Genomic DNA, 12,993 nt, shown 5'->3' on the forward strand with positions numbered 1-12,993 from the left:
CCCCAAAGCCGGTTGCGCCCGCACGGGGGGCAGCGACAAAACGAAGCGCCGAGCGTGGGGGTCAACTGCTCATTCATAGCCGAAGCTCTTGACCCGTGCCTCGTCGTCGGCCCAGCCGCTGCGCACCTTCACCCAGATCTCCAGGAACACCTTGCAGTCCATGAGCTTTTCCAGCTCCTGGCGGGCTTCGGTGCCGATGCGCTTGAGCCGCTCGCCGCCGTCGCCGATGACCATGGCCTTGTGGCCGTCGCGCTCCACGACGATGGTCGCGGCGATGCGGATCATGCGCTTGTGCTTCGGGCTGGGCTCCTCCTCGAACTTGTCGATGACCACGGTGGAGGTATAGGGCAGCTCGTCGCCGGTGAAGCGGAACAGCTTCTCGCGAACGGTTTCGGAGGCGAGGAATTTCTCGGAGCGGTCGGTGAGCTCATCCTCCGCGTACCACCAGGGCTGCTCGGGCAGGTACTTCTCGCAGATGCCGAAAAGGCGCTCGACGTCCTTCGCGTTCTTGGCGGAGATCGGCACGAACTCGGCGAAGTCGTGGCGCTTCTGCATCTCGCCCAGCCACGGCGCGATGTCGCCGCGGCGATGCACCATGTCCAGCTTGTTGGCCACCAGCAGCACCGGGATGCCGGGTTTGAGCAGCGACAGCACCTTCGCGTCGGCCGGGGTGAACTTCCCCGCTTCCACCACGAACAGGACCAGGTCGACGTCGCCCACGGCGCCCATCACGGTCTTGTTGAGTGACTTGTTCAGGGCCGTGGAGTGGCGCGTCTGGAAGCCCGGCGTGTCCACGAACACGAACTGCGCGGCGCCCACGGTGCGGATGCCGGTGATGCGGTGGCGCGTGGTCTGCGCCTTCCGGGAGGTGATGCTGATCTTCTGGCCGACCAGCGCGTTGAGCAGCGTCGACTTGCCGACGTTCGGCTTGCCGATGATGGCGATCAGGCCGCATCGCTGCGCCGGGGAAGTGTCGGTCATTTGCCTTTGGCCTTCAGTGCAATCAGCATGGCGGCGGCTGCCGCCTGCTCGCCGGCGCGGCGCGAGGCGCCGATGCCCCGTTCCACCGCGCCCAGTTCAGGAACCTCGCACTCGACGTCGAACGTCTGCTTGTGCGCCGCCCCCAGCGTCGCCGCGACGCGGTAGACGGGGAGCTTCATCTTGCGGCCCTGCAGCCATTCCTGCAACTCGGTCTTCGGGTCCTTTGCGCTGGCCGCCATCGCCGGCTTGATCTCCACGCCGTCGAAGAGCCGGCGCACCAGCGCCTGCGCGGCGGGGTAGCCCGCATCGAGGTAGACGGCACCGATCAGCGCCTCTAGCGTGTCCGCGAGGATGGAGGGCCGCTTGTTGCCGCCGGAGCGCATCTCTCCCTCGCCCAGGCGCAGCATGTCCGGCAGGCCGAGCGTGACGGCGAGCTGGTGCAGGGTGTCCTGCTTGACGAGGTTGGCGCGCACCCGGGAGAGGTCGCCCTCGGGCTGCTCCTGCAGGCGCTCATAGAGGAGCGCGGCGACGGCCAGGTTCAGGACCGAGTCGCCGAGGAATTCGAGGCGCTCGTTGTGGTCGGAAGAAAAGCTGCGGTGCGTCAGCGCGCGGACCAGCAGTTGCCGGTCGGCGAAGGGGTGCTGCAAGCGCGCCTGCAGTGCCTGTAATGCTGCGGGCTGTCCATCCACGCTGGCCTTGGTGCTCACGCCCCTACTTCGAGGTGTATGCGTATTTCAGGAGCAGGTACGCCGGGCCGGCCATGTGGATTTCCCTGTTGTAGGCGAACTTGACGACGACCCTGTCGCCGTCCTTCGTGATCTCCAGGTCCTTCCCCGCGATGGACTTGATGTCGTCGATCTGCGCGGCCTTGTCGAAGATGTCCTTGACCTCCTTGACCGTGCCGCCCGCCGACGCCTTTTGCGCCGCCTTCACGGCTGCCTGGTACTCCACGACCGTCGGGAAGGCCTGGGCCGCGAGCACGCCGGCGCAGGCGAGCACGCCCACGACGAATAGAAGGCCGACGAAGGAAATGCCCCTCTGGCTGGACTTGAATCGAAGCTTCATTGCTTCCCCTCTCCGTAAAGTGCTATTCGAATGATCCGATGCGCTTGAAACTGCCGAAGTTCATCCAGATGAAAAACGCCTTGCCCACGATGTTGGCATCGGGCACGAAGCCCCACACGCGCGAATCGGCAGAATTATCGCGGTTGTCGCCCATCATGAAATAGTGTCCCTCGGGCACCTTGCAGACAAAGCCCTCCACACTGTAACGGCAATTCCCCTTGTCGGGAAAGTCGATCGTGGAGGTGACGAACGCGGGTGCGTTGTCGTCATTGAGCAGCCGGTGGTGGCGGCCGTCCAGGTTCTCGTCGAACTGCTTGAAATAGCGCGTGGTGTCCTCGTCGAAGAACTCGGCGACGGGCTGCTTTTCCTGCAGCTTGCCGTTGATCCTCAGCTGCTTGTTCAGGTAGGAGACTTCGTCGCCCGGCACACCGACCACGCGCTTGATGTAGTCCAGGCTGGGCTGCGGCGGGTAGCGGAACACCATCACGTCGCCGCGCTTGGGCGGCGTGCCTTCGGTCAGCTTGGTGTTGATGACCGGCAGGCGGATGCCGTAGGTGAACTTGTTGACCAGGATCAGGTCGCCGATCAGCAGCGTCGGGATCATGGAACCCGAGGGGATCTTGAAGGGCTCGAAGAGGAACGAGCGCAGCACGAACACCGCGATGATCACGGGGAAGAGGCCGGCGGTCCAGTCCAGCCACCACGGCTGCATCAGCAGGCGCTGGCGGCCCAGGGCGACGTCGCCGTCGACCTGCGTGATGCCTTTGGCGGCGAGGTCGGCGCGGCGCTGCGCCAGGCCGGCTTCGAGCTGGTCGGCGGCGGCGCGGCGGCGCGGCAGGAAATAGAAGCGTTCCATCAGCCAGTACACGCCGGTGACGACGGTCGCGAGGAACAGCAGGAGGGCGAAGTTGCCGTCCACGTAGCCGAAGTACCAGGCACCGGCATAGCCCGCGAAAGCCGCGAGGATCGCGGCGGTGATGGCCGGCATCATGGGTGGCTCCTCATCATTCTTCCACCTGCAGGATGGCGAGGAATGCTTCCTGCGGGACTTCGACGGAGCCGATCTGCTTCATTCTTTTCTTGCCTGCCTTCTGTTTTTCGAGGAGCTTGCGCTTGCGGCTGATGTCGCCGCCGTAGCATTTTGCCAGCACGTTCTTGCGCAGCGCCTTGATGGTTTCGCGGGCGATGATATTGGCGCCGATGGCGGCCTGGATCGCCACGTCGAACATCTGCCGGCTGATGATCTCGCGCATCTTGGCGACGACCGCGCGGGCGCGGTACTGCGACTGGCTGCGGTGCACGATGATCGACAGCGCGTCCACCTTCTCGCCGTTCAGGAGGATGTCCACCTTCACCACGTCGGATGGCCGGAACTCCTTGAACGTGTAGTCCATGGACGCATAGCCCCGGCTCACCGACTTCAGCTTGTCGAAGAAATCCAGGACGATCTCGCCGAGCGGGAGCTCGTACGTGAGCATCACCTGCTTGCCGTGGTAGGCCATGTTGAGCTGCACGCCGCGCTTCTGGTTGGCCAGCGTCATCACGGGGCCGACGTATTCCTGCGGCATGTAGAGGTGCACCGTGACGATCGGCTCGCGGATCTCGGTGATCTTTCCCTGGTCCGGGATCTTGGACGGGTTCTCCACCATGATCACATCGCCGTCGGCCTTGAGCACTTCGTAGACGACGCTCGGCGCGGTGGTGATGAGGTCCTGGTCGAACTCGCGCTCGAGCCGCTCCTGCACGATCTCCATGTGCAGCAGCCCGAGGAAGCCGCACCGGAACCCGAAGCCCAGCGCCTGGCTGACCTCGGGTTCGTAGTGCAGCGAGGCGTCGTTCAGCTTGAGCTTCTCCAGCGCGTCGCGCAGCGAGTCGTACTGGTTGGCTTCCGTCGGGTACAGGCCGGCGAAGACCTGCGGCTGGATTTCCTTGAAGCCGGGCAGCGCCTCGGTGGCGGTGAAGGCGGCGGCGCCCGATCCCTGCTTGATCAGCGTGACGGTGTCGCCCACCTTCGCCGCCTGCAGTTCCTTGATGCCGGCGATGATGTAGCCGACCTCCCCGGCCTCCAGCGAAGGACGCGGCTCGTTGCCGGGCGTGAAGACGCCGAGCTGGTTGGCCTCGTAGGTCGTGTCGGTCGCCATCAGCTTGATGCGGTCGCCCTTGGCGAGGCGGCCGTCGACGACGCGTACCAGCATGACGACACCCACGTAGCTGTCGAACCAGCTGTCGACGATCATCGCGCGCAACGCGCCCTCCGGATTGCCGCGCGGCGCCGGAATGCGGGCGACGATCGCCTCCAGGATGTCGTCGATGCCCATCCCGGTTTTCGCCGAGCAGGGGATCGCATCGGTGGCGTCGATGCCGATCACGTCCTCGATCTCCGACTTCGCGTTTTCGGGGTCCGCCTGCGGCAGGTCCATCTTGTTCAACACCGGCACGACCTCGACGCCGAGGTCGAGCGCGGTGTAGCAGTTCGCGACGGTCTGCGCTTCGACGCCCTGGCTCGCATCGACGACGAGCAACGCGCCTTCGCATGCCGACAGCGAACGAGACACTTCGTACGAGAAGTCGACGTGGCCCGGCGTGTCGATCAGATTGAGGTTGTAGACCTGTCCGTCACGCGCCTTGTAATGCAGCGCAGCGGTCTGCGCCTTGATGGTTATCCCACGCTCTTTTTCGAGATCCATGGAGTCGAGCACTTGCTCTTCCATCTCGCGATCCGACAAGCCTCCGCATCGTTGGATCAGTCGATCCGCGAGCGTCGATTTGCCGTGATCGATGTGCGCGATGATCGAAAAGTTTCTGATGTGATTCATCAACGGGAACGCTTAAGTGATTGAATTCAAAAGGCGGGGGGAAAGAAAAAAGGGCGCGTCGAATGGTGACGCGCCCTAAACCAACAATCTATGGCAACTGCGATAGTTGGAGCTTCATTGTAGGCAAAAAGCCCCGGACGTACAGACGCCGACCCGCCGGAGGCGGCTCGTTGCGGACCAGCAACAAGAAGTTTATTCACAGGTTATCAACAAAATAAGGGGGCAAGCTTCGGGACAACTTGTGGGCGATCTGTGGATCGCCGGTGAACGGGGTGGAAACATCCCGCATGGTGGGTTGGCCGCTTTTCGATATACCCGTAATGGCCGGTGAGGCAGGCAGATTCTAGCCAAAAAAGTAATTAGGTCGACTCGGATGTGAGTGGGTGCAAACATGTCTGCACCCTGAAGCATCGGGAAAATATTTTTTTGGCCCGTCGGTTTTCAGGGAACGCCGGCCGAAAAGGCCCCAAGCCGACTATGGCTTGGGGCCTTTTGGAAGCCCCCCGGCGCAGGGGCCCCGGCTCAGCGCGCCGGCCTGATCAGCAGGTAAGTCGCCAGGTCGCCGCGGCGCAGCAACACGGGAATCGGCTTGCTCTTGTCGGCCTTCGCGAGCGCCGCATCGAAGTCCCTGGTGCTGGCCACGTCGATGTTGCCGATGGCCATGATGACGTCGCCTTCCTGGATGCCGGCACGCGCGGCGCCACCGGACACGGAATCGACCTTGACGCCACCCTTGATCTTCAGCTCCTTCTTCTGGTCGGCGGTGAGCTCGCTCACCACGAGACCCACGGACTGCGCCGCAGGGGAGCCCTTCGGCTTCTCGTCCTTCGGCACGGCGCGCGCCGTCACGGGCTTCTCGGGTTCGAACTCCGCGATCGTGACGGTGAGATCCTTCGAGCCGCCGCGCCGGAACACCGTGAGCGTCGCGCGGCTGCCGGGCTTGGTGTTGCCCACCAGGCGCTGCAGGTCGTTGGCGCGCTCGATCGGCTTGCCGTCGAATTTCGTCACGATGTCGCCGGATTCGACGCCCGCCTTGTCCGCGGGCGAACCGCTCTCGACGCTGCGCACGAAGGCACCCTGCGGCTTGCCCAGGCCGATGGATTCGGCCACGTCCTTGGTGACCTGGTCGATCTGGACGCCGATGCGCCCGCGCGAGACGCGGCCGGACAGGCGCAGCTGCTCGCTGACACGGATCGCCTCGTCGATCGGGATCGCGAAGGAGATGCCCATGAAGCCGCCGGAGCGCGAATAGATCTGGCTGTTGATGCCCACCACTTCGCCGCGCATGTTGATCAGCGGCCCGCCCGAATTGCCCGGGTTGATGGCGACGTCGGTCTGGATGAACTGCAGGTAGTCGCCGGTGTCGCGCTGCTTGGCGCTGACGATGCCCGCCGTCACGGAATTCTCGAGGCCGAAGGGAGAGCCGATGGCCATCACCCATTCGCCCACTTTCAGGCGGTTCACGTCGCCGACCTTGACCGCGGGCAGGCCCGTCGCCTCGATCTTCACCACAGCCACGTCCGTGCGCTTGTCGAAGCCGACGATCTTGGCCTTGAACTCGCGCTTGTCGGGCAGCGTCACGAGCACTTCCTCGGCGCCCTCCACCACGTGCGCGTTCGTCATGACGAAACCGTCGGTGGTGAGGATGAAGCCGGAGCCCACGCCACGCGGCTGCGCAGGCTGGTCCTCATCGGGCTGCGGCCGGTTCGGCCGCGGTGTCTGGCGCGGCGTTCCGGGTGCGGGCTGGCCGAAGAAACGCCGGAAGAATTCCTGCATTTCCTCGTCCATGCCGTTCGGCGCTCCCGCGCCGCCGGCCTGCCGGGCGCGCTCCAGCGTCCGGATGTTCACCACCGCGGGCCCGACCTGTTCGACGAGGTCGGTGAAATCGGGCAGCACACGGGTCTGGGCCATTGCAGGCGTCGCAGGCGCAAAAGCAGCCATGCCGGCGGCCAGCGCCAGTGCAAGGCCGGCCGCGCGCACTTTCATCCCATCGATCTTGGACATTTCGACCTTTCGAATCACGGAAAACATTATTTGCGCCGCTCGAGGCCGAGCGCAAAGGCCTTGAGCGTCTGCGGAGGGACTTCGCCGACGGCGGTCAACCACCAGTCCTGGATGCGCCGCGTGAGGGTCTGCGTGGCCCCGCTCGCGTACTGGCCTTCCTGGACGTGGCGCTGCTTGTCATATTGCTCCACGAACAGCGAGACTGCCGCGAGCCCGTCGGAAAAAATCCACTGCAACGCGCCGTCGGGCGCCTGCGTGCCCGCGAACGGCGGCTTGTAGCAGCTGATCGGCCTGAAACCTGCGACCGGCACCCGCATCTGCCAGCCTTGCGCCTCCGGCGTGGTCTTCACCGCTTCGGAGCGCTCGACGCGCCAGCCGTTCGTTGCGCCCATCATCTGGTTGAGCTTGTCCATGCGCACCGGGGCATCCAGCGCGAGTTCCGAAAACGCCGCCTGCTCCAGCACCGTGCCGTCGACGTCGATGGTCTGAAGCTTCACGACGAGGCCGCTCTTTTTTTCGCTCCAGATGCGGTAGCCGTAGCGCAGGCTGTCTTTCGGGGCCAGTTGCACGACGTCGGTCTCGAAGCCGGCGACGCGGTCGTGCCCGAGGCGGCGCGCGCCGTAAAACTCGGGAATGGAACTGTCGGCGGATTTCAAAAGGCTGGGAAAGAAACCCAGCGACTCGCGCTTTTCGGTGCGCACCACCCGGGTCTCCGGAAGGAAGGTGACGACCTCCTCGTTGCGGCGGAAGGTGGAGCGCGGCGCGCCGGTGAGCGACTCGACGCGCTCGATCTGCTGGTTGCCTTCGCACGCATGCCAGATGCGCGCGCTCGACATGCCGCCATTGCTGGAGAGCACCACGAAGGTGCCGATGTAGCTGCGCAGTTTCGAGGCTTCGTGCATGCGCAGCAACCATTCGCTTACGCTGCGCTCCGGTACGCGGGCCTGCGCGGTCGTGACCGGCGCCGCCGGCTGCGGCGTTTCGGCGGCCGCGGGACCGAGCGGGGCGAGGCAGCACCAGGCCGCGATCAGGCGGCCGGGGATGCGGAAAGCGGACGGAATCGGAAGATGCATGCGCGGCGGGCCTCGCGATCAGCGGGCGGAGCCTTCGAAGGTCGCGTTGCGCAGGAAGCCCGCAGGCGTCGGCAAGGCGGAAGCCCCGCCGAGTTCGCGGTGCGCGGCCATGAAGGCGTCGAGGCGAGCCTCGCGGATCATCGCGCCGCGCTCGGTGTTCGCGACCACCGCGCCGGCGGGAATCGCGGCCAGTTGCGGCTGCACCGGATTGACGGGTGCGGCGACCAGCGACCAACCCACCGCCGCCACCGCCGCCACGGATGCGAAACCGGCGACCAGCTTCCAGCGAAAGCTTGTGTCGTTCGCTGCTTCCGCTCGCATCGCGGCGGGCGGAACCGCCATCACGGCGGCCCCCGTCATCGCGGGAACGGTCTCGTCCGCGAGGCGGGCCTGCAGCCCGGAGAGAAACACGGCGGGCTGCGTCGAGACGCTGCACTCCCCGGTACGCAGCACGTCCCCGATCAGGTGGTAGGCGTGCCAGGACGCCATCGCGTCCGCATCGGCGGCGACCACCTCCACGCCTCGCGCGAATTCCTCGCCGCGCAACTGGCCGTCAGCCAGTGCGGAAATCAGTTCCCGGGTTTCCATCTTGTCCATCGCTTCACCTCGCCATACGGCATTACCAACGCTTGCCCGCCTGATTTTCCAGCAGCGGCTTGATCCGCTGCGAAATGGCCTCGCGCGCCCGGAAAATCCGGGAGCGCACCGTGCCGATCGGGCAATTCATCACTTCCGCGATCTCTTCATAGCTCAAGCCCTCGATTTCGCGCAGGGTCACGGCCTGGCGCAGTTCCTCGGGGAGGCTTTCCATGGCCGAGTTGACCGCCGCGGCGATTTCCTTGGCGGCCAGCACCGTCTCCGGTGTTTCCGCGGTGGTTAGTTCGTTCTCCACCCCGGAAGTTTCATCTTCCTCGTCGCCGCCGCGCAGGGCCGACTCGGAAACGGTCGGGTCGCGCTTCATGTCCACCAGGGCCTTCTTGGCCGTATTCACCGCGATCCGGTACAGCCACGTGTAGAACTGCGCTTCGCCGCGGAACTGGGCCAGCGCGCGGTAGGCGCGGATGAAGGTTTCCTGGGCGATGTCCTGGACGAGGTCGGTGTCGCGCACCATCCGCCCGATCAGGCGCTCGATCCGCCGCTGGTACTTGAGCACCAGCAGCTCGAAGGCTTTCTGGTCGCCCGCGACCGTACGCTCGACCAGCATGAGGTCTGTCTCGGCGGGTGTCGGCGATGCAGCGGGCGGCGTCTTCGTCATGGAGTGGGCGCCGCCGGGCGCGGATGCGGGGAGGCTTCGGGTCTGGCGCGCGAATATACAGCACGGCGCAGGTCCCGCCATGCGGATTCGCGGCGGCGGCTTTCGACCCAGAGCCATTCGGGCCCGGTGGGAGCGCGCCAGTGCAGGAGCATGACGCCTTGAAGGTCGAGTATCGCGGCCACCCTGCCTGTGACGGCGTTCGCGCCTGCTTGCCAGGCCCAGTCACGGCCGTCCCAGGACAGCTCACCTGCCGGCGCCTGCAGCCACGACCAGGCGGCGAAACCCCCGGAACCCACCAGCGCAGCCGCCATGGCGCCTGCGCGCCAGCCTGGGATCGGCATCTGCCAGATCCATAGCATGCCCACGCCGGCGGCGGCCAGCCACACGCAACTCATCAGCGCGGCGGCAAAGAGCGAACGCCCCACCGGATAGCTCACCGATGGGGCGCTGTGCATGGGTGGGTATCGCGGCGGATGACTTGGATCGCAGTGCCCGCGTTCAGGTGAGCCGCTTGAACACCAACGTCCCGTTGGTGCCGCCGAAGCCAAAATTGTTCTTCACGGCCACGTCGATCTTCATGTCCCGCGCCGTGTTGGCGCAGTAGTCCAGGTCGCACTCGGGATCCTGATGGAAAATGTTGATGGTGGGCGGGCTCTTCTGCTCGTGCAGCGCCAGCACGGAGAACACCGACTCGATGCCCCCCGCGCCGCCGAGGAGGTGACCGGTCATCGACTTGGTCGAATTGACGACGAGCTTCTTCGCGGCGTCGCCGAATGCCGCCTTGATCGCGTTCGTCTCGTTCAGGTCGCCGAGAGGCGTCGACGTCCCGTGTGCATTGAGGTAGTTCACCTCGTCCACGTTGACACCGGCGTTGCGCAAGGCGTTGAGCATCGACCGGCGTGGGCCGTCGATGTCCGGCGCCGTCATGTGGTACGCGTCGCCGCTCATGCCGAAACCGGCGAGCTCCGCGTAGATCTTCGCGCCGCGCGCCTTCGCGTGTTCGTACTCCTCGAGCACCAGCACGCCACCTCCCTCGCCGAGGACGAAGCCGTCCCGGTCCTTGTCCCAGGGCCGCGAGGCCGTCTTGGGGTCGTCGTTGCGCGTGGAAAGGGCGCGCGCCGCGGCGAACCCGCCGATCCCGAGGAGGGACACGCAGGATTCGGCACCGCCGGACACCATCACGTCCGCATCGCCCGCCTCGATCAGGCGCGCGGAGAGGCCGATCGCATGCAGGCCCGTGGTGCAGGCCGTGACCACTGCGATATTGGGACCCTTGTAGCCGAACTTGATCGACACGTGGCCGGAGATCATGTTGATGATCGAGGCCGGCACAAAGAACGGCGACACGCGCCGCGGCCCGCGATTGATCAGTTCGCTATGTGTCTCCTCGATCATCGGCAGCCCGCCGATGCCCGAGCCGATGTTGCAGCCGATGCGCGTCGCGAGTTCTTCGCCCACCGCATCGCCTGTCGGCAGGCCCGAATCGGCGATGGCCTGGCAGGCAGCCGCCAGCCCGAGGTGGATGAAGCGATCCATGTGCCGGGCTTCCTTCTCGGGAACGTAGTCCCCGATGTTGAAGCCCTTGACCTCGCCCGCGAATTTGCAGGCGAGCGCGCTGGTGTCGAACTTGGTGACGGTATCGATGCCGGACTTGCCGGCAAGGAGATTCGCCCAGGATTCGGCCGCCGTGTTTCCCACGGGGCTGATGCAGCCCAGGCCGGTGACGACGACGCGGCGTCTCATGCTGGGTGTCAGGCCTTCTGGTGGGCGTTGGCGTAGTCGACGGCGTTCTGCACCGTCGTGATCTTTTCGGCGTCCTCGTCGGGGATCTCGATGCCGAACTCGTCTTCGAGGGCCATCACCAGTTCCACCGTGTCCAGCGAGTCAGCGCCGAGGTCGGCCACAAAGGCTTTTTCGCTGGTGACCTGGGACTCTTCCACGCCGAGTTGCTCGGCGATGATTTTTTTGACTCGTGCTTCGATATCGCTCATGGTTCCCTCAAAGGGTTGTAAATGAATCCGCGATTTTAGCCGCCGACGGGTGCTGTTCCCTGTAGGCGGCCACCGGGCGGATCAACCGGGGTGAGTGAAAGGTCGGCGCCTTCAGGACATGAACATGCCGCCGTTGACGTGGATTTCCTGCCCGGTGACGTAGCCGGCGAGCGGGGAGGCGAGCCAGGCGACGGCATGCGCAATGTCCGACGGCTTGCCCAGGTGCCCGAGCGGAATCTGGCCCAGCAGCGCCTTTTGCTGCTCTTCCGGAAGGGCCGCGGTCATGTCGGTTTCGATGAATCCGGGGGCGACGCAATTGACCGTGATACCGCGGCTGCCGAGCTCACGCGCGAGTGCCCGCGTCATGCCTGCGACCCCGGCCTTCGCCGCCGCATAGTTGGCCTGTCCCGGGTTTCCCGACGCGCCCACCACCGAGGTGATGCTGATGATCCGCCCGTAGCGTTGCTTCATCATGGTGCGCATCACCCCCCGGCTCATGCGGAAGACGGCCTTGAGGTTGGTGTCCAGGACGGCATCCCAATCCTCGTCCTTCAGCCGCATTGCCAGCATGTCGCGCGTGATGCCGGCGTTGTTCACGAGCACCTGCAATCCGCCGTGCTCCTTGACGATGGAATCGATCAGGGCCTCGGAGGCCTTGCCATCGTTGACGTCCAGCGTCGCCCCCTTGCACCCGGCATGCGCGCCGAGCGCATGGCCGATGCGCGCCGCGCCGTCGTCGGTGGTGGCCGTGCCGATCACCTTGAGGCCCGCCTGTGCCAGTTCCAGCGCGATGGCCGCGCCGATCCCCCGGGATGCACCCGTGACCAGGGCCACCTGCCCCGCGAATGAGGTCGTCATGCGAGTGCTCCCTTGGCTTCTGCCAGCGTGGCCGGGTCGAATACCGCAAGGCCCGTCAATTCCGCATCGATGCGCTTGCACAGGCCCGTGAGGACCTTGCCGGGCCCGCACTCGACGATCGTCGAAATTCCGCGCGCCTTGATCGCCTGCACGCACTCGACCCAACGCACCGGACCGAAGGCCTGTTCGTAGAGAGCGGCGCGAATGCGATCGGGGTCGGTCTCCACCTTCGCTTCGATGTTGTTGACCACGGGAATGCGCGGAGCGGCGAACGAAGTCGCGGCCAGTTTTGCCTTGAGATTCTCGGCGGCCGGCTTCATCAGGCTGGAGTGGAAGGGCGCGGAGACCGGCAGCAGTAGCGCGCGCTTGGCGCCCTGGGCCTTCACCACTTCGCACGCCTTGTCGACGGCCGCCTTGCTGCCGGCAATGACGGTCTGCGTCGGGTCGTTGAAGTTCACGGCTTCGACCACCTCGCCGGAGTTGGTCCCGAAGCTGCGCATCGCTTCCGCGCAGCACTCGATCACCTTCTGCGCGCCCATGCCCATGATGGCGGCCATCGCGCCCGTGCCCACCGGCACGGCTTCCTGCATGGCTTGCGCGCGAAAGCGCACCAGCGGGGCGGCCTGCGCGAGCGTCAGCACACCCGACGCGACGAGTGCCGAATACTCGCCCAGTGAGTGGCCGGCGACAACGGCCGGCGCGTCGCCGCCCTCCGCCAGCCAGGCGCGGTAGGCCGCGACACCTGCCACGAGCATCACGGGCTGGGTGTTCGTGGTGAGCGCGAGCGTTTCCTTCGGCCCTTCCTGGATCAGCCGAGCGATGTCCTCGCCCAGCGCATCGGACGCTTCGCGCAGCGTGTCGGCGACTGCAGGGTGGTCGCCCCAGGCGTCCAGCATGCCCACGGACTGGGACCCCTGGCCGGGGAAGACGGCAGCAAATGGTTTCATGGT

The 12,993-nt window shown here is 65.7% G+C and carries 14 protein-coding genes; all 14 read right to left on the reverse strand.

Annotated features, from left to right (window positions below; translation table 11 throughout):
• Positions 1-69: 69 nt before the first annotated feature.
• Positions 70-981, reverse strand: a complete 912-nt coding sequence (gene era, locus I5803_RS07595; RefSeq protein WP_196985770.1) for a GTPase Era — start codon at positions 979-981, stop codon at positions 70-72.
• A complete protein-coding gene (gene rnc, locus I5803_RS07600) occupies positions 978-1,688 on the reverse strand; it encodes a ribonuclease III (protein ID WP_435520848.1) in 711 nt (236 codons plus the stop codon). Before rnc ends, era begins: the two co-directional genes overlap by 4 nt.
• Before the next feature lie 4 nt (positions 1,689-1,692).
• Complete coding sequence (locus tag I5803_RS07605) at positions 1,693-2,046, reverse strand: DUF4845 domain-containing protein (protein ID WP_196985771.1); 354 nt, start codon at positions 2,044-2,046, stop codon at positions 1,693-1,695.
• Between the two features lie 22 nt (positions 2,047-2,068).
• Positions 2,069-3,034, reverse strand: coding sequence for a signal peptidase I (gene lepB, locus I5803_RS07610; RefSeq protein WP_196988496.1), 966 nt, complete (start codon positions 3,032-3,034; stop codon positions 2,069-2,071).
• A 16-nt stretch (positions 3,035-3,050) separates the two neighbouring features.
• Positions 3,051-4,862 carry a translation elongation factor 4 gene (lepA, locus tag I5803_RS07615; protein ID WP_196985772.1) on the reverse strand — a complete coding sequence of 604 codons (1,812 nt, stop codon included), beginning with the start codon at positions 4,860-4,862 and terminating at the stop codon, positions 3,051-3,053.
• A 522-nt stretch (positions 4,863-5,384) separates the two neighbouring features.
• A complete protein-coding gene (locus I5803_RS07620; protein ID WP_196985773.1) occupies positions 5,385-6,866 on the reverse strand; it encodes a DegQ family serine endoprotease in 1,482 nt (493 codons plus the stop codon).
• A 26-nt stretch (positions 6,867-6,892) separates the two neighbouring features.
• Complete coding sequence (locus I5803_RS07625) at positions 6,893-7,939, reverse strand: MucB/RseB C-terminal domain-containing protein (RefSeq protein ID WP_196985774.1); 1,047 nt, start codon at positions 7,937-7,939, stop codon at positions 6,893-6,895.
• An 18-nt stretch (positions 7,940-7,957) separates the two neighbouring features.
• Positions 7,958-8,536 carry a sigma-E factor negative regulatory protein gene (locus tag I5803_RS07630; protein WP_196985775.1) on the reverse strand — a complete coding sequence of 193 codons (579 nt, stop codon included), beginning with the start codon at positions 8,534-8,536 and terminating at the stop codon, positions 7,958-7,960.
• A gap of 22 nt (positions 8,537-8,558) precedes the next feature.
• On the reverse strand, positions 8,559-9,194 hold the full coding sequence (rpoE, locus tag I5803_RS07635) for an RNA polymerase sigma factor RpoE (RefSeq protein ID WP_196985776.1): 636 nt from the start codon (positions 9,192-9,194) through the stop codon (positions 8,559-8,561).
• The gene (locus I5803_RS07640) at positions 9,191-9,649 is read right to left on the reverse strand and encodes a hypothetical protein (protein ID WP_196985777.1); all 459 of its coding nucleotides are present in this window, start codon (positions 9,647-9,649) and stop codon (positions 9,191-9,193) included. Before I5803_RS07640 ends, rpoE begins: the two co-directional genes overlap by 4 nt.
• A gap of 43 nt (positions 9,650-9,692) precedes the next feature.
• Positions 9,693-10,937 carry a beta-ketoacyl-ACP synthase II gene (gene fabF / locus I5803_RS07645; RefSeq protein ID WP_196985778.1) on the reverse strand — a complete coding sequence of 415 codons (1,245 nt, stop codon included), beginning with the start codon at positions 10,935-10,937 and terminating at the stop codon, positions 9,693-9,695.
• A gap of 8 nt (positions 10,938-10,945) precedes the next feature.
• Positions 10,946-11,185, reverse strand: coding sequence for an acyl carrier protein (gene acpP / locus I5803_RS07650; RefSeq protein ID WP_196985779.1), 240 nt, complete (start codon positions 11,183-11,185; stop codon positions 10,946-10,948).
• Between the two features lie 111 nt (positions 11,186-11,296).
• Positions 11,297-12,043, reverse strand: coding sequence for a 3-oxoacyl-ACP reductase FabG (fabG, locus tag I5803_RS07655; RefSeq protein ID WP_196985780.1), 747 nt, complete (start codon positions 12,041-12,043; stop codon positions 11,297-11,299).
• Positions 12,040-12,990, reverse strand: coding sequence for an ACP S-malonyltransferase (gene fabD / locus I5803_RS07660; protein ID WP_196985781.1), 951 nt, complete (start codon positions 12,988-12,990; stop codon positions 12,040-12,042). The genes fabG and fabD overlap by 4 nt, the downstream gene beginning before the upstream one ends.
• Between the last annotated feature and the right edge of the window lie 3 nt (positions 12,991-12,993).

This window comes from Caenimonas aquaedulcis, assembly GCF_015831345.1.
Classification (GTDB): Bacteria; Pseudomonadota; Gammaproteobacteria; order Burkholderiales; family Burkholderiaceae_C; genus Ramlibacter; species Ramlibacter aquaedulcis.